Annotated in this window: 26 protein-coding genes; 15 read left to right on the forward strand and 11 right to left on the reverse strand. The window is 64.9% G+C overall.

All coding sequences use genetic code 11. The features are described 5' to 3' along the window. Nucleotides 1-36 precede the first annotated feature (36 nt). Nucleotides 37-1,290 carry a hypothetical protein gene (locus ACRCUN_RS06410; RefSeq protein WP_462140791.1) on the reverse strand — a complete coding sequence of 418 codons (1,254 nt, stop codon included), beginning with the start codon at nucleotides 1,288-1,290 and terminating at the stop codon, nucleotides 37-39. 321 nt (nucleotides 1,291-1,611) lie between these two features. Between ACRCUN_RS06410 and ACRCUN_RS06415 the strand changes: the two genes are divergently transcribed. Beyond that, a complete protein-coding gene (locus tag ACRCUN_RS06415) occupies nucleotides 1,612-1,905 on the forward strand; it encodes a hypothetical protein (protein ID WP_462140792.1) in 294 nt (97 codons plus the stop codon). Between the two features lie 199 nt (nucleotides 1,906-2,104). Continuing rightward, nucleotides 2,105-4,564 carry a hypothetical protein gene (locus ACRCUN_RS06420; protein ID WP_462140793.1) on the forward strand — a complete coding sequence of 820 codons (2,460 nt, stop codon included), beginning with the start codon at nucleotides 2,105-2,107 and terminating at the stop codon, nucleotides 4,562-4,564. Between the two features lie 30 nt (nucleotides 4,565-4,594). On the opposite strand, the gene ACRCUN_RS06425 is transcribed toward ACRCUN_RS06420, so the two are convergent. From ACRCUN_RS06425 to ACRCUN_RS06440, 4 genes are all read right to left on the reverse strand, one after another. Then, nucleotides 4,595-5,515 (reverse strand): TAXI family TRAP transporter solute-binding subunit, encoded by a 921-nt coding sequence (locus ACRCUN_RS06425; RefSeq protein WP_462140794.1) that lies wholly within the window; start codon nucleotides 5,513-5,515, stop codon nucleotides 4,595-4,597. A gap of 28 nt (nucleotides 5,516-5,543) precedes the next feature. Further along, nucleotides 5,544-6,914 carry an MFS transporter gene (locus ACRCUN_RS06430; protein WP_462140795.1) on the reverse strand — a complete coding sequence of 457 codons (1,371 nt, stop codon included), beginning with the start codon at nucleotides 6,912-6,914 and terminating at the stop codon, nucleotides 5,544-5,546. Between the two features lie 128 nt (nucleotides 6,915-7,042). Next, nucleotides 7,043-8,476, reverse strand: a complete 1,434-nt coding sequence (locus ACRCUN_RS06435; protein WP_462140796.1) for a sensor histidine kinase — start codon at nucleotides 8,474-8,476, stop codon at nucleotides 7,043-7,045. A 1-nt stretch (nucleotide 8,477) separates the two neighbouring features. Beyond that, nucleotides 8,478-9,137, reverse strand: a complete 660-nt coding sequence (locus ACRCUN_RS06440; RefSeq protein WP_462140797.1) for a response regulator transcription factor — start codon at nucleotides 9,135-9,137, stop codon at nucleotides 8,478-8,480. A 97-nt stretch (nucleotides 9,138-9,234) separates the two neighbouring features. Between ACRCUN_RS06440 and ACRCUN_RS06445 the strand changes: the two genes are divergently transcribed. Beyond that, complete coding sequence (locus tag ACRCUN_RS06445; protein WP_462140798.1) at nucleotides 9,235-9,939, forward strand: hypothetical protein; 705 nt, start codon at nucleotides 9,235-9,237, stop codon at nucleotides 9,937-9,939. Between the two features lie 49 nt (nucleotides 9,940-9,988). After that, complete coding sequence (locus ACRCUN_RS06450; RefSeq protein ID WP_462140799.1) at nucleotides 9,989-10,618, forward strand: cutinase family protein; 630 nt, start codon at nucleotides 9,989-9,991, stop codon at nucleotides 10,616-10,618. A 14-nt stretch (nucleotides 10,619-10,632) separates the two neighbouring features. Here the strand turns inward: ACRCUN_RS06450 and ACRCUN_RS06455 are convergent, their stop codons facing one another. From ACRCUN_RS06455 to ACRCUN_RS06465, 3 genes are all read right to left on the reverse strand, one after another. Then, nucleotides 10,633-11,568, reverse strand: a complete 936-nt coding sequence (locus ACRCUN_RS06455) for a hypothetical protein (protein ID WP_462140800.1) — start codon at nucleotides 11,566-11,568, stop codon at nucleotides 10,633-10,635. 86 nt (nucleotides 11,569-11,654) lie between these two features. After that, entirely contained in the window at nucleotides 11,655-12,830 is a 1,176-nt protein-coding gene (locus ACRCUN_RS06460) for an ESX-1 secretion-associated protein (RefSeq protein WP_462140801.1), read from the reverse strand. Beyond that, a complete protein-coding gene (locus tag ACRCUN_RS06465) occupies nucleotides 12,827-13,300 on the reverse strand; it encodes a WXG100 family type VII secretion target (protein WP_462140802.1) in 474 nt (157 codons plus the stop codon). The genes ACRCUN_RS06460 and ACRCUN_RS06465 overlap by 4 nt, the downstream gene beginning before the upstream one ends. Before the next feature lie 183 nt (nucleotides 13,301-13,483). Here ACRCUN_RS06465 and ACRCUN_RS06470 point away from each other — a divergent pair, with 183 nt between their 5' ends. Next, a complete protein-coding gene (locus ACRCUN_RS06470) occupies nucleotides 13,484-15,379 on the forward strand; it encodes a hypothetical protein (protein ID WP_462140803.1) in 1,896 nt (631 codons plus the stop codon). Here ACRCUN_RS06470 and ACRCUN_RS06475 read toward each other — a convergent pair. Continuing rightward, nucleotides 15,376-16,584, reverse strand: a complete 1,209-nt coding sequence (locus ACRCUN_RS06475; protein ID WP_462140804.1) for an alpha/beta hydrolase family protein — start codon at nucleotides 16,582-16,584, stop codon at nucleotides 15,376-15,378. The two genes, ACRCUN_RS06470 and ACRCUN_RS06475, sit on opposite strands and share 4 nt — an antisense overlap. Nucleotides 16,585-16,677: 93 nt before the next feature. Between ACRCUN_RS06475 and ACRCUN_RS06480 the strand changes: the two genes are divergently transcribed. Further along, entirely contained in the window at nucleotides 16,678-17,292 is a 615-nt protein-coding gene (locus tag ACRCUN_RS06480; RefSeq protein WP_462140805.1) for a TetR/AcrR family transcriptional regulator, read from the forward strand. 76 nt (nucleotides 17,293-17,368) lie between these two features. Here the strand turns inward: ACRCUN_RS06480 and ACRCUN_RS06485 are convergent, their stop codons facing one another. Further along, on the reverse strand, nucleotides 17,369-17,671 hold the full coding sequence (locus ACRCUN_RS06485) for a GNAT family N-acetyltransferase (RefSeq protein ID WP_462140806.1): 303 nt from the start codon (nucleotides 17,669-17,671) through the stop codon (nucleotides 17,369-17,371). 123 nt (nucleotides 17,672-17,794) lie between these two features. Here ACRCUN_RS06485 and ACRCUN_RS06490 point away from each other — a divergent pair, with 123 nt between their 5' ends. The 5 genes from ACRCUN_RS06490 to ACRCUN_RS06510 all read left to right on the forward strand — a co-directional run bounded on the left by ACRCUN_RS06490 (nucleotide 17,795) and on the right by ACRCUN_RS06510 (nucleotide 20,744). Beyond that, nucleotides 17,795-17,983 carry a hypothetical protein gene (locus ACRCUN_RS06490; RefSeq protein WP_462140807.1) on the forward strand — a complete coding sequence of 63 codons (189 nt, stop codon included), beginning with the start codon at nucleotides 17,795-17,797 and terminating at the stop codon, nucleotides 17,981-17,983. Between the two features lie 7 nt (nucleotides 17,984-17,990). Continuing rightward, on the forward strand, nucleotides 17,991-18,782 hold the full coding sequence (locus tag ACRCUN_RS06495; RefSeq protein WP_462140808.1) for a class I SAM-dependent methyltransferase: 792 nt from the start codon (nucleotides 17,991-17,993) through the stop codon (nucleotides 18,780-18,782). Nucleotides 18,783-18,855: 73 nt separating this feature from the next. After that, the gene (locus tag ACRCUN_RS06500) at nucleotides 18,856-19,281 is read left to right on the forward strand and encodes a hypothetical protein (RefSeq protein ID WP_462140809.1); all 426 of its coding nucleotides are present in this window, start codon (nucleotides 18,856-18,858) and stop codon (nucleotides 19,279-19,281) included. Nucleotides 19,282-19,421: 140 nt separating this feature from the next. Then, nucleotides 19,422-19,757: a hypothetical protein gene (locus ACRCUN_RS06505; RefSeq protein WP_462140810.1), complete on the forward strand. Its 336-nt coding sequence runs from the start codon at nucleotides 19,422-19,424 to the stop codon at nucleotides 19,755-19,757. Nucleotides 19,758-19,799: 42 nt separating this feature from the next. Continuing rightward, entirely contained in the window at nucleotides 19,800-20,744 is a 945-nt protein-coding gene (locus ACRCUN_RS06510; RefSeq protein WP_462140811.1) for an alpha/beta hydrolase, read from the forward strand. Between the two features lie 105 nt (nucleotides 20,745-20,849). Here ACRCUN_RS06510 and ACRCUN_RS06515 read toward each other — a convergent pair whose 3' ends face one another. Beyond that, nucleotides 20,850-21,032, reverse strand: coding sequence for a hypothetical protein (locus ACRCUN_RS06515; protein WP_462140812.1), 183 nt, complete (start codon nucleotides 21,030-21,032; stop codon nucleotides 20,850-20,852). 102 nt (nucleotides 21,033-21,134) lie between these two features. Here ACRCUN_RS06515 and ACRCUN_RS06520 point away from each other — a divergent pair, with 102 nt between their 5' ends. From ACRCUN_RS06520 to ACRCUN_RS06535, 4 genes are all read left to right on the forward strand, one after another. Beyond that, nucleotides 21,135-22,607: a pyruvate kinase gene (locus ACRCUN_RS06520; protein WP_462140813.1), complete on the forward strand. Its 1,473-nt coding sequence runs from the start codon at nucleotides 21,135-21,137 to the stop codon at nucleotides 22,605-22,607. 91 nt (nucleotides 22,608-22,698) lie between these two features. Further along, entirely contained in the window at nucleotides 22,699-23,580 is an 882-nt protein-coding gene (locus ACRCUN_RS06525; protein WP_462140814.1) for an alpha/beta fold hydrolase, read from the forward strand. Between the two features lie 71 nt (nucleotides 23,581-23,651). Then, nucleotides 23,652-24,842: a lipase family protein gene (locus tag ACRCUN_RS06530; protein WP_462140815.1), complete on the forward strand. Its 1,191-nt coding sequence runs from the start codon at nucleotides 23,652-23,654 to the stop codon at nucleotides 24,840-24,842. A 104-nt stretch (nucleotides 24,843-24,946) separates the two neighbouring features. After that, on the forward strand, nucleotides 24,947-26,062 hold the full coding sequence (locus ACRCUN_RS06535; RefSeq protein WP_462140816.1) for a prolipoprotein diacylglyceryl transferase: 1,116 nt from the start codon (nucleotides 24,947-24,949) through the stop codon (nucleotides 26,060-26,062). Nucleotides 26,063-26,099 lie beyond the last annotated feature (37 nt).

The following is a 26,099-nucleotide window of genomic DNA, read 5'->3' on the forward strand; positions in this document are numbered from 1 at the left end:
GGCCCGGGTCAGTTAGACGGAGTCAAGCCAGCAGGATCACTCGTCGTCGGAATCACCAGCGTCGGCGTTGGCCTTCGTCGACTTCTTGCCGGTGACCTTGCTGACCGCGTCGCTCACCTTTTTCTTGGTCTCGTTGATCCGGCTCTTGAGTGACTTGGGTGCTGACGATCCCTGGTCGGCGGCCTTCGCCGTGCTGTCACTCCGATCAGCATCCGCCTTGGCGCCTCCGCTGAAGTCAAGGCTGGACCGGACGAGGCTCCGTTGCTTGGTGCCTTTGATCCCATCGCCGAGCGATTTCGGCGCTGACGCCTTGGGGGTCGTCGCCGTCGATGTGCTGTCAGCGGCAAGCACGTTCGTGACGGTCGGCGGCGGATTGAATGGGGTGTTGATCCGGATCCCCGGTCCGATTTGCTCGACGACTCGATTGACCAATCCCACCGCTCCCGCGATCGACAGGTAGCCGTCGCTGACTGTCACGGTGTTGCCGCATTGCCCCGTGCCGCATTCTTCAGTGATAAACGGGGGCTGAATATTGAATGCCAGGCTGAGGCTGCCGCCAGATATCCCCTCAACGAAATCGCCGACCCGAACAATGCTGTCACTGCCATTCGGGAACCCGAAGGGGTTGCCCACGGCGATGGCCGCAACGCCGGAGCCGAATGCCTGGACGTCGTTACGGTTGCCGAAGAGATTGAGCGCCGCGGAACCGAAATTCTCCTCGCCTTCCAAGCCGCCGGCCCACACGCGCAAATCTTTCGTGGTTCCCTCGACCGCATTGGCATTCCCGCCGAGGTTGGCCGCTAGGTTGAAGCTGCCGAAACTCGCGTCAACGTTGCTTGTCCCCAACTCTTCGTTTTCTCCGCCGAGCCATGGCTCCACGGCGTTGCCGAAGTTGAAGGCGAAGTTCGCAAAGTCAGTATTCTGCCTGCCTGCGACTGCGGATGCGTTGGTGCCTTGCGCCACAGCCCAATTGAAGAGGCCGTTTGTGTACGACTCCGAACCGGTGCCGCCCGCCCAGGAAGCAGTGAGAATGCCGGCGGACGATGCAAAGGCGTCTCCGAGGGCAATCGCGCCCGTGATGAACCCACTGGAACTCGCCACCGCGTTCGGCCCTAGGCCGAGTGCGAAGTTACCCAAGGTGCTCGAGCAGCCCCCACCAAAATTCAGGCCGCTGATACCCACGCACCATGCGTGTGCAGGCGCGGTCGCGCCGAATGCTCCGACTGCCATAGCCGAGGCCACCGCACCCACAATTCCCGCCTTCGTCACCTTCTCCATTGAGATACTCATGGCTACCTTTCTCCCCGGAATTGACGCGAACGTGGTTTAGGCTATGCCGGGGGATGGTTCATCGAGCGCGATTGCTGAATCCAGCGCTGGGAGTACCTTGACGATATTTTCGAAGGGCAATATCTGCCGCTGTCGGGGCGAACGGAATGACGTTTGCCGTGCGCAGCCATCGTTCACCGAGTGCGATTCAGATGCACACGTGCGTTGCCCTAAGTAGCACCGCGTGGTTCGCCAGACTGTTTGAACGGCAGGGCGGAGTTCAGAGCGTTTCCATAACGAACGCTTCACACCTTCTCAGTCAGCAACGGGACAGTGGATCTCATGACCACGCCGATCAAATCTTCGCGCCGGGCGGGCGCCCACTCCGCTGTTGGCATGCGGCGCAGGGAGTGGTGGCGAAGCGCGTTGACCGCAGGATGGGTCATCACGGGCGCGTTGGTCGCCATCCTGCTCGGCGTCGGCACCAGCGGGGAGTGGGCGGAATTGCTGGCCTCACTCCTCGGCTTCGCGACCGCCATCACGGTGATCGCTGCCGCGGTGGTCAACTGGGAACACATCGTCGGCGACGCGCAGAATGCCGGGCTGATCGACATGGTTGACCGCGCTGAGCGGTGAGACTGCGTCCACGGTCGTGATTGCGCAGCGACCACAGCCCTGAGCGCATTCTCGACACAACGCCCATACGCAGCGGCAGACGTTGCCCGAGTGGGCACTCTTGGTCGTCGAGGCTTCTGCGCGGTCGCCGGAGGGTGAAAGAATTCGGCGACCAGCGCCCGCCTTCGCGGCGTGCACACCAGCGGCGAGAGGATCGGGTGTGCGGTCGTTTGATGAAACGAAACGCCGGCTCAAACCGGTGCGTCGAACGCCGGAGCCGCCACAACCAGCGCCGCTCAACTCAGCACCGAACCTGCAGAAACTGCAGCAGGCCGCAGGCAATGGCGCAGTCACGGAAATGCTCGCCGCATCGGGGAACGCGCTCACCGTGCAGCGCGGAATCCTGCCGGGCGCCTTGAGGTTCGACAAGGGCACACCGGAGGAGATCGCTGCGGCCATCAAGTCGAACGACCCGGCCGACGTCAAGGCCATCGACAACTTCGAGAAGGCGACGGCCCCGCAGCGCGTGCAGTTGATCGATGTATTGTTGTCGCAGACCAGCATTGGCGTGTTCGACAGGAATGCGATGGATCGCATCTGGGCACATGTCGACGTCGACGCCATGGACGACACCGCGCTGGCCCGGTTCAGAACATGTGTAGAGCGCGGTTGGAAGCCGCAAACATACCGCTACCTCACGCTTGTCTCGGACTTCAAAGAGTCGATGAAGTCAGCGGCGATCTCCAATCTCACCGGCAACGTGGAACTGCTGAAGAAGGAGGCTGACCGGCTCGGCGCGTCCGACCCGGAACACGTCGCAGCGGATCCAGCCAAGGATGCCGCGATTGCCGAGCAGCAGAACCTGGCGCAGTTGGTGGTCGATGCCAAAAAGCTGATGGCAAAGGCACGCAACATCGTCGTCGGGCAGAGCCGGCAGTTCCCGGGCAGCGATCGCGCCGACTACTTCAACCTGCAGGGTCCGCCGGTGAAATTCGACCCCGACCACGAACCCACTCTGCCGCAAGTAGATCCGGTCACTTCCCCTGACCCGTACACCAAGCGCTACCCGTGGAAGTTCGTCTACGAGCGCTATTCGGCGTTGGCGCAGACCGTTGCCGACGTGATGGCGAACAATCCGGCGATCTACATCCTCTCCACGAGTGTGGAGCCTGCTCCCGACGATCCTGGGCGCGGCGGTGAGCCAGGACGGCTGAATTTCGGTCAGACGCGCATCACGGGATTCGAGAATCTATCGCCTGTCGAAGCCCGGAAGAAGGCGGCGAAGGCAATGGTCGAGACGTACAACAATGCTCGCCAATCGATGGCGCTGGTCATGGCGAACAAGGTCGACCCGCTCAGCTTTGACACGTTGGCTGCCCGCCACCGGAAAGGCGAGTTCGGGCCCAAGTACACGACTCCGTTCGCCAAATTCACGATGGACAATGCCATCGCCCACAAAGGCTCCAGTCTCGACGAGACGATGGCGAACATCGGTCTCGTGCTGTTACTGGCGTCGGTCGCGATCGGCACTGCGGGCGCAGCGACGCCGTTGATCGGCGGCGTCATGGCAGCCGCGAACATCGGCTCGGCCGCAGCGCTGGCAGCCCAGAAGACGTTCGAGGCGCAGAACCTCAACACAATCGCGTCGTCGAGCGCGACATCCAGCGGTGAGGTCGTCAGCCAGCAGGCGGCCGCCCGTGCCCAACTCGATGCCACGATGTACCAATTCGCCGTGCTCGCGGCGGCGGCAGGCGAAGCGGTGGGCCCGCTACTGGCCGCAGGACGCGGAGCAACGGGCGAGCTCACCAACTTCGCCGCACTCAGCAAGGCTGAACAGGCGACGTCGGTCGCCGCTGCCCTAGAGCGGATGGAGGTCGGGCAGGTCGCGTTGCGCACCGGCCTCGCCCCCGAGGATCTTCAGGTCTTGCTCGCGAAGGCACCCGAAACCCCGAGCATTGTCGCTGCGCGGTCACGCATTTCGGACTTCTTGTTTGGTGGTCCGTTGAACGCCGCGACCGGCGGCAAGGGCAAGACACTGGCGGCGATTCTTCGCCAGACGAAGCAGACCTTCCGTGAGTTGATGCAGCGGGCGTACGGGATCGCGATTGCGGCCGAAGACCAAGTATTCCTCGTGCCCGGTGCCACCGACGCAGAGCTCAGGTATGTCTCGTTGATAGAGGGAACTCCCGGTCGTGAGGCGGCGATTTACCGGAACACGGCGACGGGCGAGCACGCAGTTGTCCAAGGGACCGGCAACTGGTCCGGAGGAGGCGTCAGCCATGCCGAAACGGTGCTCGGACCGAGCGCCGGACGATGGACGTTGGTTGAGCACTACCACCCGGAACGCAACTTCGCCGTGCAATTCCCATCCGGAGCGCAGGGCGATTTCGGTGTGCTGCTTTACGATTACGGCGAGACGAATGCGGCTGCTGTTCTCGCCGGCACGCCGAGCACCAACATCACCAGCAGTGTGTCGGCACGAATCCGCTACCGGGATCCCGTAACCGGGAACTATCACTTCACCACATACGGATACGACCCGGCGGCGGGCCCGATCGGGCGCTTCTTCGTGAGCGTCGAAACCCGTGGCGGTGGAATCGTCGACTACAACTTTCACTCAATGGCCGAACTGCAGGGCACGATCAACCGCATCAAGAAGGACATCGCGGTCGTTCAGTAAAAGCCGCCAGGCGCAAGCGAATTCGTCCACTCAACCGTGCCTACTCCGGTACTCGGCCGCCGCCCCGGGATGCAGTGCGATGGGGCCGGTTTGGATCAGTGATTGGGCGTCGAGGAATTGGCTCCCGATGGCCTGTGTCGGGACGAGTGATGATGGGTCGTCGAGAAGGAGATCGACGATGGCGGCGACGATGTGGTCGGGGACATCCCGGCGGGCCAACAGCAGGTTGGCGACTCCCACGGTGATCACCGCGGGGTGGCGACCGTACACATCGGCTGGCACCGACACCGGTTCATAGGTGGTCCCATGCGTCTGCCGCAGCGTGGGCACCACCGATGCCAGGTCGAGCAGGCGGATGCCGACGCGCAGGTCGCCAAAGGCGGGGGTGGGCAGGCCCCCGGCCCACATGGCCGCGTCGATGTCGCCCGCGACGAGAGCCGCGGCGGCGTCGCTCATCGTCTGCTGCACTTGCCGAACAGCGCCCGGCTCGGACAGCCCGGCGGCGTCGAGCACTCGCTGCGACAGCGACGTCGCACCCGAACCCGGCGCACCGACGCTGACGACACGTCCCCGCAGATCTGACAGCGACGTGATGGGGGAGTCGTCGCGTACCGCGACCTGGAAGTAGTTCTCGTAGACGCGGCCGACCGCCGTGAGCGCATCGGCGTCGGGACTGTCCTGCGCGGTGTCGAGCAGGCTCATCGCGAACTCGGCGCGCCCCGACTGCAATGCCTCGATGTTGTCGGCTGAACCGTTGGTCTGCAGCGGTTCGATGCGCACGGTCGCCGATCGGGCGCCTGCCGCGGCGAGCAGACCGGAGAACTCCCAGAAGAAGCCGCCCGGCTCGCCCGCCGCGAGACGCACAGGACCGTCGTCGCCGGTGCGGCAGGACGCGATCGACAAGCCGGCCGACAGCATCGCGATGCCCCGGAGAACAGACCTTCGGGACATCGACGACACAGTCGGCAAGCCTAGAACGTCACACGAACGCGCGGCCCTGTTCGCGGTCGAGCGCCGTCTCGGACTTGTTCTTCAACACGAACAGGTAGACGAACAGCGAAACCGCGATGACAACGGTCACGTAACCGATGAACCACGGAACGTGACCGCCGTTCTTGGCCGCCTGGTAGATCAGCGGCGCGGTGCCACCGAAGGCCGAATTCGCCAGCGCGTAGCCCAGGCCCACTCCGAGCGCCCGCACGTGCGACGGGAACAGCTCTGCCTTGACGATGGCATTGATCGACGTGTACCCGGTCAGGATCACGTAGCCGACGCACACCAGCGTCAAAGACATTGCCACCGAGGTGGTTTGGGGCAGGAAGGTGATGAGTACATAGGTGTAGACCAACGCCCCGAACCCGAAGAACAGCAGCACGGGTTTGCGGCCCACCTTGTCGCTGATCAATCCGCCGATTGGCTGGATCACCATCAGGAAGGTCAACCCGATGAGGTTGATCCACGTCGCTGTCATGCCGTGGTCTTCGTAGGTGGATTTGACGATCGCCGGGGCGTTGACGCTGTAGGTGTAGAACGCGATGGTGCCGCCGATGGTGACGGCGAAGCACGTGAGCAGCGCCCGCCAGTGGTGGACCACCAACTCCCGGATCGAGCCCGAGCCGTCGTCCTCGCCGCGCCGTACCGCATCGAGCTGTTCGCGGGTCAGCGATTCGTCCATGCTGCGCCGCAGCCAGAACACCACCACCGCAGCCACACCGCCGATGAAAAACGCGATGCGCCAACCGAACTCTTGTATTTGTTCCCGATCGAGGAACACCTGCATCACGAGCAGGGTCAGCTGCGCCAAGACGTGGCCGCCGACGAGCGTGACGTATTGGAAGGAGGAGAAGAATCCGCGCCGCTCGCGGGTGGCTGCCTCGGACATGTACGTCGCCGACGCTCCGTACTCCCCGCCGGTGGCGAACCCCTGAACCAGGCGGCACAGCACGAGGATGACCGCGGCCCACACGCCGATGCTCTCCCGGCCCGGAGTCAAAGCGATCAGCAGTGAACATGCAGCCATCAGCGACACGCTGAAAGTCAACGCCGCACGACGGCCCCGGCGGTCGGCGAAACGGCCGAAGAACCACGAACCGACCGGGCGCATCAGGAACGTGACCGCGAAGATCGCGTAGACGTAGATGGTCGAGTTCTTGTCCGCGGAATCGAAGAACTGGCTCTCGAAGTAGGTGGCGAACACCGTGTAGACGTACACGTCGTACCACTCGACGAGGTTGCCCGAGGACCCGCGCAACGTGTTGAAGATCGCGCGGCGGGTGGCTGCCGGCGACGACACGGGTGTCGTCGACCCGGCGCCGCCTTCGAGCGGTTCGCGGATGGCCGAACTGGTCATGACTGCTTTCTCCTTGTCCGTGACGGGCTGTGGCGGAACCGGAGTCGCCGACATCGCCGTCGCAAGCCCCCACTGTGGTAGCAGTCACACGGTCTTAGGAAGGTCCGGGCGCGATTCCTAACACTCCCTTAGGACGAAAGCGGTTCGTCGCGATCGGAAGCAGGTAGCCGCAGGTCGATGCGCAGACCGCCGCTGCTGCCTGGGCCGACGCCGAACACCCCGCCCGCGCGTTCGGTGAGTGCGCGCGCGATGGACAAGCCGAGTCCGGTGCCCTGGCCGACGGTGTTGGCGGCGCGGTAGAAGCGGGTCGAGATCAACGGCAGATCCTGCTCGGACACTCCGCGACCGTTGTCCTCGACCCACACCTCGATGTCGTCGCCGACGCGTCGGGCGCCGAGATCGACGCGGGTGCCTGCGCCGGCGTACTTCACCGCGTTGCTCAGGGTGATGTCGAGGATCTGGGTGAGGTCGCGGTCGGGGATGAGCGCGTACAGCGGCTCATCCGAGTCGTCGGTCACGCCGGCCTCGATGCCGGCTTCGGCCAAGGCGGCCGACCAGAACTCGTGGCGATCGGCGATCGCAGCCCTCACATCGGCGCTGCGGACTTCGCCGTCGGGATCGGGACGAGTCTCGGCGGTGGCCAACGCGAGCAGGTCGGCGACGATGCCCTCGAGCCGGTCGACTTCCGCCGCCGCCTTGCGGTGCGCGGCGGCTGACGATTCCGGTAGTGCCATACCCAGGGTGTCGAGTCGAATCCGCAGCGCCGCCAGCGGATTTCGGAGTGCATGTGCCGAATCGGCGACCAGTCGACGCTGGGCGGTGGCGGCCGCTTCGACATCATGGGCCATCGCGTCGAACACGGCCGAAAGCCTGCGCACCTCCTGCGGGCCGGCATATCTGCCCACGGGGTCGGGGCGGCCGTCGTCATGGGCGCCGCCCCCGGGAGCGCGATCGAGAACGCGGTGGCCGAGGGAGGATACGCGGGCGGCGAGCTCGGTGAGCGGTCGAATCGTCCACCGCGACAGGGCCAGAGCGATCATCGATGCGATGGCGAGCAATGTGACCGCGCCGGCCACGATCAGCAGCCACGCCCGGGTCACGTCGACTTTGGCGGCGGCTGTGGATGCGGCGAGCACGACGGCGCCGTCGACCTGCGTGCCGGTTCCGACAGGTACGGCGATCAGTACCTGTGCGGGAGACCATGGAGTGAGCGTGCCCGGAACGCGGCTGCGCTGATTGCGCAGGGCCTCCGAGACGGCGGCGGCGACGTCCGGCGAGGTGGTGGCCGACCCCGCCGACGCCCGTGGATTGCCACTCCGGTCGACGATGACGACGGGCTCGCCGTAAAGCGTGTAGTAGCGGTCGACAGCCTGCTGAAGATCGATGTCCTGGTAGCCATCTCGTCGCGAAGCCAGGTCCGCGAAGTGTGCGGCCGCGGCAAATCTGTTCTCGCCGAACCGTTGCAGCCGTTCTCGGCTGAGGGTCGCCGCCAGTGGAATCGCCAGGCCGATGACGGCGATCGCGGAGTAGATGACGAGGACGAGCAGAACACGCCGCCACATGTCACATGCTCCACCGGTAGCCGTATCCGCGGATGGTCGTGATGGCTTCTGGCCGGCCCAGCTTGGCGCGCAGCGACGTCATATGCACGTCGAGACTGCGGGAGATCGCCACGTAGGCGTCACCCCAGATCGCATCCATCATTTCCTGCCTGCTGACCGCTTCGCCTCGGCGGGACACGAGGTAGGCCAGCACGTCGAACTCTTTGGGCGCCAGCGAGACTTCCTCGCCTCCGACTTCGACCCGCCGGGCATTGAGGTCGACGACGATGTCGCCGGACTCCACGGTGTCCGGCTCCTCGTCGTGGACTGCGATACGCCTGCGGGCGACGACCTCGATGCGGGCACGCAGCTCGCCCAGACGTGCGGGTTTCACCACGTAGTCGTCGGCGCCACCACGCAGGGCCCGTACCACCGAACGCTCGTCGTCGCGCGCGGTCAGCACGACCACGGGTACCTGGCTGACCACTCGCAGCTGCCGAAGGACAGTCAGCCCGTCGGCGTCGGGCAGGCCGAGGTCGAGCAGAACGAGATCGATGTCGCGGTGGCCGAGCAGAAGGTCGGCGCCGCGGCGCATCCGGACGGGCGAGTGGCCCACCTCGGCGAGCGCATCGACCAGCGCCTCGCCGACGCCGTCGTCGTCCTCCACCACTGCGATCCGCATCGGGTCAAAGGTACGACAGCTGTGCTGGCTATCGGCGCGCCAGCGCAAGCATCCGACCTAAGTGAGTGATGATACGCATGTGTCTGATGAGGCAAATGTGACTAGCGAGGAACCGACCGTCGAAACGTCGGCTGAGCAACCGGCGGGGCCCGCCCCGTCGAAGCAGCGGCGCACGTGGTCGGTGCCGAAGCCGCCGATCAGCCGCAAGCAGTTCGACGACGTCGGCCGCGTCGTATTCAAGGTCATGGCCGGCGTCGCGGGGTTCGTCGCGGCCGCTGCTCGATACGGCGCGGTCGGTGTCGCGAAGATGTGGCGTCGGTTCGAAGCGGTGCCCGCAGCGGGCAAGCTGTCCTCGCTCACGCTCCTCGCGTTACTCCTCGGAATCTCCGGCGCCATCGCGCTCGACAACGCTCTGGGTGTGCTGTGCACGGTCGCGGTGGTGCCGGTATGCGCAGGCGTTCTCGGCGCGCTCGGGCACCGCTGGTACACCGGGCTCGGCGAGGAAATGGTCCAGCGCACCGATGCTCCGGCTGAACCGGCCGATTCGGACCTGCAGAAGTCGGTGCAGTACGTCGACCGGAAGCTCACGCAGGCTCTCACCTCCTTTGGCACCGAACATCATCAGCAGGCCGTGATCGCGCTCTTCCAGGCCAAGACCGCGGTCGAACTCACCCTCGGCACCGAACAAGACCTCGCGAGCTACGGCGACATCGCGCTTCGACCGGACGACTACGGCCTGCGGCCGCGGATCCGGGGTGGGTCGACCTCGACGCCGCGAGAGGGCAACTCGCTGGCCTCGTGACCCGGCTGAAACCGGTCCCGTCAACGTCGCGGTCCTACGATCGGTCGGTATGACAATGAAGCCCGCATGGATCTTGGCGTTCGCGGCATTGGCTGCAGTTGCTCCGACCGTTACACCTGCGCCGGCCTCAGCTGCGCCATGCGCCGATGTCGAGGTGGTGTTCGCGCGCGGCACCAACGAGCCGCCTGGCTTGGGAAGTGTCGGCGGTCCATTCGTCGAGGATCTGCGTGCGCGGGTCGCACCGCGCACGGTCGACGCGGCCGCGGTCGAGTACCCGGCGAGCAATGACTTCAACGTCAGCACGCCGGCCGGTGTCGACGCTGCGCGATCCCTCATCGAGTCCATCGCCGCCGACTGTCCGAACACGAAGATGGTGCTCGGCGGTTACTCGCAGGGGGCGGCGGTCATCGAACTGGCCACCAACGAGGCGTCTCCCCAGGTCGCCGATCGGGTGGCGGCGACAGCGCTGTTCGGTACCCCGCGCACCGGATTCGCCAACATGCTCGCGGGAAGGGCGCTACCGACGCTGGCGCCGCAATTCGCCGGCAACGCCATCGACCAGTGCAACCAGGGCGACCCGATCTGTTGGGAAGGCGGCTGGGACATGGGTGCCCACGTGTCCTATGTGCAGTCCGGAAAGGTCGCGCAGGCAGCCGATTTCGCGGCCGGCCGGCTCTAGCGATTCCAGGGACGCTACTTGCCGCAGATGGTCTGAATCGACGTGCCATCCTCCGCAGCGATCTCCGCGGGGCTGAGCCAACCGTGACCCTCGAAGTAATATGTGTCAGCGGGATGTTGTGCGGACTCGGCGATCGGAGTGGCCAATTCGGTGGTCTTGCTCCACACAAGTTGGTTGGCGCGATTGGTTGCCGCGTCGGTTTTTATAAGCCGGAAGAGGACCGATTTGGCCGTGCGCCAGTCGAAGTCGTTCGGCAGTGGGCGAGTGACTGTGAACTGCGGAGCCGGCTCGCCGAGATTGAGGTGTTCGAAGTCGGGGTCCAGCTTAGTGTTTTTCAGGGTCGTCTCGACTTGCCCAGGTTGGAAGGTAAGGACCACACCGGAGTCGAACGGACATGGTGTGCCCGTCCAGAATCGGAGCGTCCCGTCGGTGACGCGGACCCCGACGGTCGCCGCAACGGCCTCGTCCCTGGCAGGGTCGGGTGTGCAGACGGTCATGAACTCTTTGCCATCTTTCGCGGCGACCTCTGCGGGGCTGAGCCAGCCGATGTCCGGGAAGTAGTAGGTGTCCTCAGGGTGCTCGGCGGAATGCTCGCTGATCTCGGCGGCGATCGGGGCGAAATCGATTCCACTGCCCTGTGAGTGCGGGGGCCCGTAGACGAGCAGATCAAGACGCTGTGCAGTGTGCCAATCGAATCCCGGTGGCAGGGGCTGCTTGACGCTGAAGCCGGGATAGGGCCCGTCGAGGTTTAGGTGCTCGAACTCGACTCCGGGCATGAGCCCTTCGTCGTAGGACGGCGTGGACAGCTCGAGGGTGGCATCGTCGGTCTGTGGATTCGAGAACCCGAGGGTGACCCCAGTGGTGCCGGGACATGGCGCCCCCGTCCAGAAACGCAGTTCACCGTCGGTGACGCGCAGACCAAATTTGGCGGACGGCAGTGAGGTTTCCATCGGGTTCTCTTGCCGGAATGGTCCACAACCGGTCGATGAGACGATCGCTGCGGTGATCGCCAGGAGCGCGCCAACACGACGGAGCATCAGTGGTACCCGCCGTCGCTTGCGCCGGCGTTGGTCTCGAACGGATTGTGTTCGGCGGCGGTCGGTGTGAAGTACTCCTGCACAAATTTCAGAAAGCCCTTCTGGGCCCATTGCTGAGAGTGCCGCTCCTCGTGGTGCAGGACTCGGTCGAGGTCGAGATCCACGTTCCGATGGACCTTTCCATCGTCGGACTGCCATGCGGGCGTTCCCGTTTGGATGATTTTGCGCAGCTCATCAGCGGCGCCACCGGGTGGATGGTCCATGTTGACTGCGAAGACGTCGCCGACACAGGTACCGGCCTGCTGACTGACGGTCTGCTGAATCAGTTCGCCGCCGACGCCCATCACCATGCCGTTCGGTGTGGCGGCAAAGCTTCCGGTCGCATGTTCGAGCAAGTCGTAGCTCCAGCTGTTGGCTTCCTGACGGTCCTTAATTCGGTGCACCTCTGCCGCTGAGCAGGGCGTCTCCGCGAAGTCGTTGTTGGCGTTGCCGCGCGAGGACCCGTACCCGGTACCTGCGTTGAAGATGTAGGTCATCAGTGCCGCCTCGCGGGCCTGCTCCGCAGTGACATTCTCGGGAAACATGAAGTAGTCGGCGTCGTCCTTGGGATCGTCATTCTGGTTGTCGTTGGTGACGCGCTCCAAACCTTTGAGCACGTCGAAGCTCGCCGGCGAGATGTTCTGCTGGCGGGCAATCTCGACGATCGTCTCCGGGGGCACGTCGTTGTCGGCGGCGTTCTGCAGCCATTCGCGGTACATGCCCGAACTCGGGCCGTCGAGGAGACCCGCATTCTGCAGTGCCTGTTCGTACTCGTTGACCGGGTCGTATCCGGGTTCGCCGGGATCGTCTCCGACTTCGAGTTCGCGTTCCTCGGGCGGATCGAAGTCGATCGATTCGGCGGCCGCGGCGTCGCCTCGTTCGTAGTGGCCGGCGGCGGCGCTCAGCTTGCCGGCGTGCTCGGACACGCCGTCGCCGAGGGTCTGCGCATAGGCCAGGAGGATGTCGCCGACCTCGCCGCAGGCCTTCGTGCTGTCGAGTTCGGTATCCGCGCTCGTGACACTCTTGAGGATCGGCCCGCCACCGTCGTTGTAGAACCCGCTCGCGATGTTGTTCATCACCCCGGAGGTGGCGCGCAGGTCGTCAATCACCACCGTCATGGTGGTCGGCTGTGTCATGCCAGCTGCCTGCCGATCTGGCGGATCGCGTTGCCCGTGGCGAGGTCTTCGGCCTCGAACTGAGCCAGCAGCAATTTGATGTTGCACTCGATCTCGATCCGCATAGCCTCGATCCTCAACGCCTCCGCGGGGTTGGTGAACACATACCACGCCAACCAGAAGCCGGGCGACACCGAGCCGTCGTCGGCGACATCCCATCTACCCTCCGCGTCGTTGACTGCGGTGTCCAACTGGGACCGCAATTCGACGAGCTTCGGGCCTCGCTCTGCGAGCACCTTTTTGAGCGCCCGCAACTGGTCGCCGTAGGTCTGCTGATAGCCGATGAGCTCGCCGTACTGCTTGCCGGCGGCGTCCGGCGCGGAGCCGATCCAGCCCTCACGCAGAGTGTCCATCTGCTCGCGCCCGTGAGTGATCTGGGCGTCGACCCGCAACGCCGACTGCTCGGCATCCCCGGAGGCAGCGTTCAGCAAGTCTGGTTTCGAATTGCGAACCTTCGACACCGTGTACGCCACACCGCCCCCCAACCTGGTGGCTCCATTCTCTCCCGAATCGACGACGCTGGTGCACACCAACTGATCTCACCGAATCCCGCCCGCAACCCCGGTCGCATCCGTTAGCGTCCCTAAAGGTCGACGCGCAAGGGGGCGGGGGAAATGACGCGAGTAGCAGCATGGGTTGGCGCCGGAGTATTCACGGCCGGATTATCGGCGGCGGTGCTCGCCGGGGCGGGAACCGCGAACGCCGATGACGACGGCGCGCCGAAGCAAGACACCAAGGCTTCGGCCACGCAGAACGACACTCAGCGGCCCAGTCACCGCAACACCCGCTCGGCGAAACAGCGGGCGAAATCCGAAGCCGCCGACACCACGACCGCAGACACCGCGGGCGACACCGAACAACAGAAAACCCGGACCGCGAAGTCCGATCGGCCGGCACGTCAGGTGGGCGAAGCGGTTCGGACGAAGGTACGCAATGCGATTCAAGATTCCACCCGCGATGTTCGCAACGCGGTACGCGACATCGGCGACGCTGCTCGAGACGCCGTCGAGGATGCGACGCACAACGTCACGGTGAAGGCACCGCGTGCCGCCGAAGTCCGGGTCCGGCCGCCGATCAGTCTGCGGTCGGCGCTCGTCGGGCGATCTGAGGACGTCAGTTCGGCGACGCCACCGGAACAGTTTGCCGGCCAACGCGATATCCCGGTCGACAACACACTGCGCAACGCGCTGGAGTCGGCGACCCCGACGCCGAACGATCCCGTCGAGACCATTCACGACGTGCTCCGCAGTCTCGGGGCATTGGTGCTCAATCCCGAGCCGCAGAACTATCCGAAGCCCTTGTCGGCAATCGGCGACGTCGTGTTCGACACCCTCGCCACTCTGGAACGGACCGTCGGCGGCGACCCCGTGGTACCGCCCGCATTGCGCGACTCCGTCGAGGTCAGCACATCCACACTGGTGATCTCCGAAGGCCACGAAGTCGAATCCAATTGGTACTTCCCGAATACCGCGGAGGGTGAACCCGTGCCGACCCGGCTGATCTACCTGCAGCACGGCTTCCTGGCGAACGGGCCGCTCTACAGCTACACCGCGTCGTATCTCGCCCATCAAACCAACAGCATCGTCGTCACCACGACGTTCACATCGAACCCATTCGAAGCCGACGGTATGTGGCTGGGCGGCGACAATCTGCACGAGGCGGTCGCCCAACTGTTCCTCGATCCGGACCGCACGGCACTCAACGCCAGCATGGACACCGCGGAGTTGAAGGCCGGCCGCACCGGCGACGTCGACGTGCCGACGCAGTTCGTGCTCGTCGGGCACTCGTTGGGTGGCGGCTTCGCCCCGGGTGTCGCCGGGTACTACGCGGAGGGCTTGGTCGCGCGGCGTCAGGCCGGCGAGGACGCGCCGAATGACCTTGCGGGCGCGGTGATTTACGACGCGGTGCCGATGGGTTCGATCGTCCCCGACGCCATGGAGCGGCTGGACGAGCTGGAGATGAACGGCACCCTCGACCCCAGTGACGACGACCCCAACGACTACATCCCGATCTACGAGATCGGCGCGCCGCTGAATTACCTCAACGTGTTCAGCGACGTCAACGATCAGCTGTCGGAGGCCAGGCCGGGGCAGTTCACCGGCGTGGTGCTCGAAGACGGCGTGCACATGGATCCGATGCAAGGCGGCAACCCGCTCATCCAGGTCGCCGCCTACGTCATCGCCGGATTCCCGCAGCCGCAGAACCCGCTGGCCGTCCGCGAGCTGTCCGCCGGGTGGATCAACGACATGTTCGACGAGAAGATCGATCCCGACACCGGAGCCTGCACTAGCGACTGCGCAGGGCAATACGGCGACGGCGACGACTCGTTCACGATCACCACGCCCGAGGGCGACGCCGTGGCGGTGGTGATCGGCACCCAGCGGGCCAAAGACCTCACATCGTTGCGCGCCATCAGCGTGACCGACTTCGTCGCCGCCATCCCGGCGGGTGTACTCAACGGCCTGCAGACCACCTGTGATCTGTTCACCGGAGGCAACTGCCCGGTCTAGCCGGCGGATTGGAATTGTTCGTCGAGCCAGTCGAACATGACCTGGTTCGTACGGGACGCCGCACCCATATGGCAGTGCTCGCCGGCGCCGTCGGCCTCATGAAGCGTTACCAGGGTGGCCTTCGCGTTGACCATCGCGGCGGCGGCCCGCGCCGGTTCACCCTTGAAGAACTGGTCATTCTCGGCGTCGAGCACCAATGTCGGGGCGGTGATCCGGTCGGCCACGCCGGCGATCGTATAGGCCTTGAAGGCGCGTGCCAGATCGCAAGCTGAGTCGAATCCCATAGCCCACAATCCGTTTCGTACTGCCCAGCGCGTCTGCGTGTTCACCGCCATCAACAGTCCGATGACCGCCTCGGCGGCTTCGTCGTTCCCTTGGTCGATCCAGTTGACCAAGAACGGCGGCATCATGTTCGTCAGGGCCGCGAAGAAGTCGTAGACGCCGTCATTGAGGATCACCGCGGCCAGCCTGCCCTCGAAGGCGGCCGCGCGGGCAGCCAAATACCCGCCAAGGCTATAGCCGAACAGAGCGATGGCGTCGGGTGCGATCTCGCGGCGCGTGAGCGCGAAGTCGACCACCGGGGTCAGCACGGCCTCCCAGTCCGGCCGGAAGGTCAGACTCTGCTCGCGCAACGCGGCGCCCTGGCCGGGCCCGTCGAACGCCAGCACGTTGTACCCGCGGGCCAGTGCTCCGGCGGCGAGCGCGACGTAGGACTCCTCGAGTGTTGAGTCGTACCCACCGTTGAATATGACGGTCGGCCGAGGGGGTCCGGAATCATCGGCCAGGTAGAGATATCCCGGCAGCGTCGTGTCCTGATAGGGGATGGCGACGCGTTCAAAAACGAAGTCGAACAATGGCATTGCGTCCAGGAAGGTCTCGCGTGAACGTGTGAACAGCGCTTTGGCCTCAGCGTCGTTGGCGGGATCGTCCCGGAGATAGAACTCGGCCGTGCGGTAGTAATTCGACGCGCGCAATAGCGCCTCGCGGGCACTGACCGCGTGACCGGCGGCCAGTGATTGACGGCCCAACGCCTCGACCCGCTGCGCGGTTGCCTTCCATTCGCGATGCCACGCCGCCTCGTCGCCCTCAGGGATGGCGCGGGCGGTCACCAGAATGTCGCCGAGATCGGCACCGCCGGCGTTGGCATAACCGGCGGCGCGGAGTGTCTCGAACGAGAACGACTCGTCGTCGAACAGGAACTTCATGGCTTCTCCTTAACGAAACGGAACTGCATCGTCTCGATTAGGCTAGGCCGCGTTTAAACGGAACGCAACCGTTCCGTCTCGTACAATCGGGCCGTGGCCACAGCAGCGCGACGGACGTCGGGCGGTCCCGTCCTCCTCGATGACGTGACCGCAGCGATCGAGTCAGCGTTCTTCGAGGAACTGGCCGCCGTCGGCTACGGCAGGCTCTCCGTCGACGCCGTGGCCAAACGTGCAGGCGTTGGCAAGGCCGCGATCTACCGCCGCTGGAAGTCGAAGCAGGACTTGGCCGCCGACCTCGTGACCAAGGTCGCGGTCGCGGCAATCGACGTCCCCGACACCGGAACTCTGCGCGGGGATATCCGGGCGTATCTGGCGAACGGTCGCGCGGCGCTCACGCATCGGCTGGCCCGCACGATCATCCCGGACCTGCTCGCCGAGGCCGCGCGCGATCCCGAATACGCCGCCACGATCGCCGGCCAGATCCGAGAACCCAGACGGCTCAAGGCGGCTCAGCTGTTCGAGCGGGCGAGGGAGCGCCGCGAGATCGCGGACGACGTCGACCTCGAGGTCGCGCTCGACATGGTCGGGGGAGCGCTCTATTGGCGCCAGTCGGTCATGCAGGTCGACGCCGACGATGACTACCTTGATCGGCTCACCGAGGCTATTCTCACGCTCGTTGCTGCCGATCCACCGCCCGCGCGGCGTTGAGATTGCGCACAGGGTCGTGATCGGTCCCGCATCGCAGCCCTGGCTGCAATCTCATCGCAGGCCTGGCCGCCACCGCTCACTGGTTGTCGATGATATCGGCGTACTCAGGGTTTTTGTCGATGTACTCGGCCACCATCCAGCAGGTCGGGACGATTCGCAGGCCGGCGGCACGCGTGGAGCGCAGCGCTTCCGCGATGAGAATCGTGGCCAGGCCGCGGCCTCGGTACTGCGGCAGAACCTCGGTGTGCGGAAAGATCCGACGGCCGTCGCGGTCGTGGTAGTCGGCGAGTCCTACCGAGCGTCCGTCGACCTCGATCGTGAACCGGTCAGGGTGTTCGGTGACGGTCGTGGCGGCACCGGTGCGGTCGAGCTGAGTCATATGGCCTCCATTCGCCAATACCCCACCATAGCGCCGAATGCGACAGCGTCGCCGCAGCGGTAAGAAGTTGTTCTCCCACAAGCTATTCCGTAGCGTGGTGCCCGCCGACCTACACTCATAGGCATGGCTGACGGGCGCCTCGCATTCGCCGGCCTCGCGTTCGGCATCCTGGCATTGATCGCCGGAGGTCTGCAATTGTGGGCCTTCATCGACACCGATCGCACTCGGCACGTGGTGGTCGCGGTGTTCGCGTTGAGCGTCGGGGTATCGGTGGCGGTGGCCGCCACGCAATCGTTACGGCGAAAGCGATGAGGCGATCGTGACCAGTCCACCGGGCCGCCGCGGCCTGTTTACTGGAACCGCTTGGCATTACGCGCAGTATCGGCCCGGCTACCCGAAGCGGTTCATCGACGGCATCGTCGCAGAATTCGCCTTGGACGGCACCGGCAGACTCCTCGACCTCGGGTGCGGCACCGGCCAGCTGACACTGCCACTCGCCGAGCATGTCGCCGAAGCGGTCGGCATGGATCCCGAGCCCGAAATGCTCGCCGAGGCGGCCCGGCAAGCCCAGGCAGCCGGTATCACCAATGTGTCCTGGACGCAAGGCAGTTCAAATGATCTTCCTGGCGACCTCGGGCGATTCAAGACAGTGACCATGGGCCGCGCGTTCCACTGGATGAACCGCGAACAGGTCCTGACTGTGCTCGACAGAATGGTCGACGACGACGGTGGGCTGGTGATCGCCAACGACGGTTGCCTCGTCCGCCCCACCACCAATTGGCAACGAGCAATTGAGAACCTACAAACCCGATTCGTGCCACCCGGAACCTTGACCACGACCCCGGCCAGCACGCCGGAACCGCACGAAGCGATTCTGACCCGCTCACCGTTCCGGAATGTGCACCGCACCACCTACGAATTCGATCGTCCGTGGACGGTCGAACAAGCCATCGGATACCTATACTCGACGTCCCTGCCCCTTCGCCAACTGCTCGGCGAACGCCAAGCTGCCTTCGAACAGGCCATCACCGACGCACTGCTGGCGATCGACCCGTCCGGACTTTTCACAGAGCCGGTCACCTTGGAAGTTCTGACAGCCACCAGGGGATAAGCCGTGGTCGCATGCGATGCTCATGCCGCGCATCTGTGGGGATGTGGGTCGACGCCAACTCAGGAGGGCGAAGTTGAGGTTTGTTCTGGGCATTCTCCCGGCAACGGTTCTGGCCGGAGCAGCAGTAGGTTTCGCGAGCCCGGCCGTCGCTGCCGACGATTTCTCCGGCTCGTACCGCTATGACGTCGGTGGGCCATCGACGTGGAGCACCTGGACCGTGACGTCGTGTGGGTCGGGATGCGTCGACGTGGCGGCCACCGGCGGCACGGCTTGGGAACCGTACGGCGGCGAGGCCCGGCTGGATGGCGGGCGATGGACGATGGTGAGCCCCTGGCCGGACGCGGGGACGTGCGACGGCGTTCCAATGACTGGCACCCGCACGCTTTCGTGGGATGCCGCGACACTGGCCGGCAGAGGATTCGCTGACACGGACGCCAGCGCGTGCGGCCCCGCCGAGCGAAGCGATCCGTGGTCGTTCACCTTGACGAAGCTCTCGTAGCGACGTCAGCGCGGAGACGTTACTCCGTTTGCCCTGGCCGTGACGGCGCACCCAGAAACGAGTAGTCCACTACCCAATACAGGCCGGCTTCCCAGGCAGACGATGTCCTAAGAGCAAACCGCTCGGGACGGGAGACCGATATGAATCAGATATCGCGCTTCGCATTGACTGTGGTGATGTCCGGCGGTCTCGGGATGGCCGTCCTCGGACTGGGCGCGGGTGCCGGGCAAGCGGCGCCACCCGCCGGCCCCTATACCTGGTGTCCGGGAGACGACCCCGGCGGCGGTCCGGGTGGACCGTTCAACTCACCCGGTCCACCGAATTGGGACTGGAACGTCTGTCACACCTGGTACAGCGTCAACTTCGGCCAGGGCAACGTTTCGCCGACGATCTGGGATGGGCCGAATCCGCCGGCGGACAACCGTGGTCCGGTCGGGCCGTGCTCGCTCCTCGACACCAGGGGATGCGGCCGGTAAAGCTGCGCGATGGACGCCGGCGGCTCCATTACCGTGGCGTCGGTGAAACTCGGCCTGGACAGACTCATCGACCCCCGTCTACTGCCTCACGCCGACGAAGTCCGGTCTCGGCGCGAATCGTCTGCCGAGATGCGCGGCCCGGCCGGGTGGGATGAGCTACAGCAGGTGCGCGCCCGATATGGTGCCGCGACGCCATGTGATCAGTCTGCGGTCGATACGATCGTCGAGTGGGGTGAGCGTCGCGTGCCGGTCCGGATCATCGCGCCCGCCGGCGAAACACCGAACGGCGTTCTCTTCGACATCCACGGTGGCGGCTTCTACCTCGGCACTGCCGCACGCAACGACGTCCGCAACCGGCAGATAGCCGACCGCCTCGGCGTCGCGGTCGTCAGCGTCGACTACCGGCTCGCGCCGGAACATCCGTGGCCGGCCGCACCCGACGACTGCGAGGCCGTGGCGCTGTGGCTCATCGATTCGGCGGAGCGCGTGTTCGGGACGAAGCGACTTGCCGTGGGAGGGTTTTCGGCCGGTGCGACTCTCGCGATGACCACATTGCTGCGCCTGCGGGATCGTGGCCTGATGGCCTTCGACGGGGCGGTGCTGCAGTTCGGCACCTACGACCTCAGCGAACAGACGCCCGCAGGCCGGCTCATCACCGGTGAGTACTTCCTCGAGGCCTATGTCGGTCATGTGCCGGACCGCACCGTCCCGGACGTGTCGCCGATCTACGCCGACCTCAGCGGATTACGGCCGATCTTGATGATCGTCGGCAGAGCCGACATCCTCCTCGAAGACAACCTGGCCATGGCCGGCCGACTCTGCGCCGCGGGCGTTGACGTCGATCTGCGCATCTACCCAGAAGCGCCGCACGGCTTCACATCTCATCCGACCACCATGGCCGCCGTCGCGCTCGATGACATCGATGCCTGGCTGTCCGCCGCATTTTCACCTGGATCCCGGCCCCAACGCAGTGATGCCCCGGGCTGAAGGCGTTTCACGGAATATAGCGAGCACCAATGCATCATCGCCGGGTCCGCGGCATCCATCGTGATGGCATATCCGATGTATGGACCGTTCCCCTGGATCCTGTGATCAGAATTCACGACGCCGCAACCACGCGAGCACGACGTCGTCGCGTAGGTCGACGTTGGTCTTCTCTTTCACCTGTGCTTTCACCGAGCGCAGACGCGCGGTTTCGTTGCTGGTGGCGGGCACTTTGATGGCCGGTCCGACCCGGTCGGCCAGAGCTCGTTGACGTTGGGTGTCGAATTCCACGTCATTCGCATAACCAGCCATCGGCCGCGGGAAAAGTGAATGCGATCACAGGTGCGACGGGCGGGTCCGTTTGAGCGTCCGCGGTCAGGGCAATCAATCTCCATGGCATCCGTCACGGACACCTCAGTAGATCTCGATGAATTGTGCCGCGACATCGACGCATTGCTCGGCCGGCTCGACGACGCCGAGCAGCAGTGGGCGTCGTGGATCGAACGGACGGTGCCCGAGCATCGGCGCAGCGCCGTCAACCTGGCGCATTACTGGGCGATCAGGCAATCCGACCTACGGGACTTGCAGGGCCACCTCGCGGAGTTGGGGCTGTCGTCGCTCGGCCGCAGTGAGGCCCATGTGCAGGCAACGCTGAAACTCGTTTCGGCAGCGCTCAAGTCCATCGCGGGCTCGTCCTACGTGCCGCCCGACGATGTCGTAGTCGGCGTCGGGGAAGGCGCTGAACTCCTCGCACACAACGCTGCCGAACTGTTGGGACCACCGCCCGCCGAGCGCGGTGTGCGCATCATGGTGACGTTGCCGTCGGAGGCGGCCGACGATCCGCATCTCATCGCCGATCTGGTCGGCAACGGCATGAACGTCGCCCGCATCAACTGTGCACATGACGATGCGGCAGCGTGGCGAGCCATGGCTGGGCACGTGCGCACGGCCAGTGACTCCTGCGTCATCGCGATGGATCTCGCCGGGCCGAAATTGCGCACCGGTCCGCTCGAACCCGAGGACGGCGCGCTGCGCCTGCAGAGCGGCGATGTCCTGCGCCTGACGCGTGATTGTTCGCCGGCCCCCGTTGACACCGACGAACCGTGGATCGGCTGCACGCTGCCCGAGATTTTCGAGCACGCCGACAAGGGGCAGCGGGTGCTTTTCGACGACGGCAAACTGGGCGGCACCATCGTCGACGCCAAACCCGATGTCCTAGAGGTACGGATCGACCATCCGACGTTGAACTCGGCGAAACTCAAGGCTGGCAAGGGAATCAATGTCCCCGACACCGAACTGGCGATTTCGGCGTTGACCGACAAGGACATCGAAGATCTGCGCACCGTCGCCGAAGTGGCTGATGTGGTGGAGTTTTCGTTCGTACGTAGCGCCGACGACATCGACAAGCTGTTCGCCGAACTGGAGCGGGTCGGTGCGGGGCATCTGGGCGTCGTACTGAAGATCGAGACGCGCCCGGCCTTCGAAAACCTGCCGCAGCTGGTGATGGCAGCGATGGCCCGGCGCAAGGTGGGTGTGATGATCGCCCGCGGTGACCTCGCCGTCGAGGTCGGCTACGAACGGATGGCCGAACTGCAGGAGGAGATGCTGTGGCTGTGTGAGGCCGCGCATCTGCCGGTGATCTGGGCGACACAGGTGCTCGAGCAACTGGCGAAGAAGGGCCAACCGGCGCGCTCGGAGGTGAGCGATGCGTCGATGGGCGTCCGAGCCGAGTGCGTGATGCTCAACAAGGGGCCTTACATCGTCGACGCCGTGCAGACGCTGGCCAGCATCCTCGATCGCATGGAAGAGCACTTGTACAAGAAGAACACGCTACTGCGAACCCTGCGGTCCTGGCGGCCAAGTTGAGCTGGATGAGTGCCTACTTGCATGGCACGATCACCTGGTTGAACCACGGCGGCGGCGCGTTCGCCAGACCAGCACACGAGAGGCGGGCAAGGTGGCTCAATCGGTCACGACGACAGACGGCCGCACACTCATGTATGCCGAAGTGGGTGACCCGCAAGGTCCGCTCGTCATCCACAACCACGGCGGCCCCGGTAGCCGGTACGAGGCGCAGTTCTTTGCCGACGCGGCAACCACGAACCGTCTCCGGCTGATCTGCGTTGACCGGCCTGGAATGGGTGGGTCCACACCGCAGCAGACGCGCACATACTCAGGTTGGGCCGAAGACTTGACCGCCATCGCCGACTCGTTGGGCTATCGGGAGTTCGGTGTGACAGGTTGGTCGGAGGGCGGTCCGTGGGCCCTTGCGGCGGCGGCCTACATCGACCCGGCGCGCCTGCGGCATGTCACGAGCATCGCTCCAGGAAGCTACGGGGCATTCGGTGACAACTCCGCGGCGCAGTACCTCTCGAAGATCGATGCCCTCGGTGGAACTCTCGCGCTGCGCTTCAGACCCGGCTTCCGACTGATGTACGCCGGTCTCGGCCTAACTGCCAAGCACTTTGGCGGCAGCTTCGTCAAGCAGACGCGTGCCGCCGTCAACGACTACGACCGGCAGATCCTGCTTCAACCGGAGAACGAATCCGTGTTGGTCGAGGAACTGGCCGAATGCTTCGCGCAGGGCAGTGCGGGGCTGGTACGCGATGCCGAACTGCTCTACCGACGCTGGGCTTTCGACGTCGCGCAGATCGACCGGCCGGTCCACATCTGGCAGGGCCTCGACGATCGAATGGTGCCCGACCCCATCAATAGGGCCGTGGCCGACCGTATGCCCGGGGCGATCTGGCATCCCGTCGAAGGTGCCGGTCACTTCGTGGCGATCGGCTGCGCGAACGAGATCTTCGGCATCACGGCGCGAGAACTCGGGTCAGTCTGACGCCGAACGTTGGCTTGTGTGCGAGATTGTGGTGAGAACTCGCACACAAGCCAACGTTGGAGGCGCGAAAGATGGTTCGAGTCCTGGCGCTGTTGTCGGTCATTCTCCTGGTCGCCGGCTGCGGCGGATCCTCCGAGGACGCGTCCGACACAGCGCAAGGTGAGCCCGGCGCGGGCACCGTCGTCGCAGAAGCCCCGCTGGAGAATCTTGACCAGGCACTGCGTGATGCTGCCGCTTCGGCGAGGGGCATGACATACCGGTCGCGCTCGGGAATCGACGATGACAACACCCATGTCACGGGCTCGGTGTTCGTGCCGAAGGGCAACCCACCCGAAGGCGGATTTCCCGTCGTGGCGCTGGCGCCTGAGGTCAACGGCACGGCCGCCGATTGTGCTGCATCGCTCTCACCGAACCTGCTCGGCAACTCCGGGGCCGTACAGGAGCTGCTGAAGGCCGGGTACGTCGTGTTCGTGCCCGACTATCAAGGGCTGGGCAAGCCGTCGGATGGCAAGGACATCTATCACCCGTATCTGGATTCCACGACAGCCGGTTACGTCATCATCGATGGTGTGCGGGCGGCTCGGACGATGGTCCCAGAAGCCTCGACGTCTTGGGCCGCACTGGGCAATTACGAAGGGGGACAGGCGGCGTGGGCGGCCAATGAACTCGTTGCCAACTACGGAAGCGGTCTGGAACTGGTTGCCACAGCGAGCCTGTCGCCGATCGCCGACTTCGAAGGTCTCGCCGACGCGGCCATGGCCGGCACCTTGACCGCGGAGCAGAAACTCATCTACGTCGCGTTCCTGGCCGCGGTCAAGAACGAATACCCGTACGACTTCGAACTCGACGACTACCGGCGCGGTGCAGCCGAGCAGCACTGGGATGCGCTTATGTCCTGCAACGGAACTGAACGGATGGAGCTTGCCCGGCAGCTCAGTCCGGATGACCTCAGGCCCGCCTCTGCTGAGGCGCTCGCCGCACTTCGGGGCTATCTGCAGAAAACGACGCTGCCGCAAGGCCCAACGGACGCGCCGATGTATGTCATCTACGGCGGCCGCGATGCCGCGATTCCCGCCGCGTGGACCGATAGTGCGCTGGCCCGCGCGTGCCAGATGAACGACACCGTTCAGATCGCGTTCTGGCCCGATCAGGGCCATCAAGGAACCAATCCCGTCGCGGCACTGGGCTGGCTCGGCGAACGATTCAAGTCGATTCCGTCCGCCAACGACTGCGAAGCGTTCCTCGCGAGCCACAAACCCTGACGATCGCGCCCGCCGAGAGATTTTCCGCTTAGCGCGCGAGCGGTCGCGCCGCCAGCTACAGTTCGCGTGACCTTCAGGAAATTCTCAGGATTGGGGCTCGAGACATGGACGTTTCGCTGCGGCCGCTGCTCACCACCGGAGTTGCATTCGTCGGTGCGAGCGCGGTGGCGATGGCCCCGATCACGCCCTCCTGGCCGGCCGAGACGACACAGGTTGCGACGCCCAGAATTTCAACGGAAATTCAGCTCACCGACATCGACATTCCCTACATCCTCACGTTCCCGATCGTGCGGCAGGCCCTTTACAACTGGGCCCAGAACTGGGTCGTGTACCTGCGCGGGCTGGGGCAGGCCGGTATCGGGCTGGCCCAATCCGTTGTGGCCATTCCCGGTATCGCCATCGAGATCATTCAGGAGCTGTTCAACCTCGACTTCGTCGCTGCTTTCGACACTTTCACGACTGCGGTGCGTGACACGGTCGTCGCAGTAGGTCAACCGCTGCTGGATTCGGCGATCTGGCGCAACCAGAAGTATCTCGTTGTGCAGGCAGCGCTGTCGGCCGCGTGGCCACAGGCGGTCATCGATGTGGCCAACGGATTCCTCGATGCCGGCGGCGGAGTCGCGAACGCCTTCATCCAGGGCACCCAGGACCTTGTTGCCGCTGTTCTCACGTTCGACCTCAGCACCATCGTCGATGCCGCTGTCGACGGCACACGGAACTTCCTGATCTCCCTCGGCGATGGTGCCAGATCGATCGTCGACGGCATCGAAGCAGCACAACTGGGAATCTCCACCGCGCTCGCAACCGAACCGCCGCCTCCGCCGACGTTCGGCACATCGGAACTGAGTACGCCTCCGGTCGACACGACGCTCGGCCTCGGTGCGCCGGTCAAGACCATCGCACTCGACGCGACCGTCGCGAGCGAGCAAAAGGGCGAGACCGTTACCGAGGCCGAACCGGAGACTGCTGTCAAAGCGACTGAAGAGTCGGATATTTCACCGGTGGTCGACGTTGCGGAGCCCGAACCGTCCGTCGAGGCGCCGAAGAAGCCGGTACGTGCCACCCCGGTCAAGGACGCGGTGAAGCGCATCGAAGCGTCCGTCAAGAGCCTGAGCGACCGAGTGACTGCCGGTGTCAAGAAGCAGGCCGAGGACAAGAAGTCCCCGGAGGCGACGCAGGACGCGGGAGATGACGCAAAGGCGGCCTCCTCTGCGCCATGATTCAGAGATGAGAACCGCCTCAAACCGCAGCTCACAT

The organism is Mycobacterium venezuelense (genome assembly GCF_054919535.1).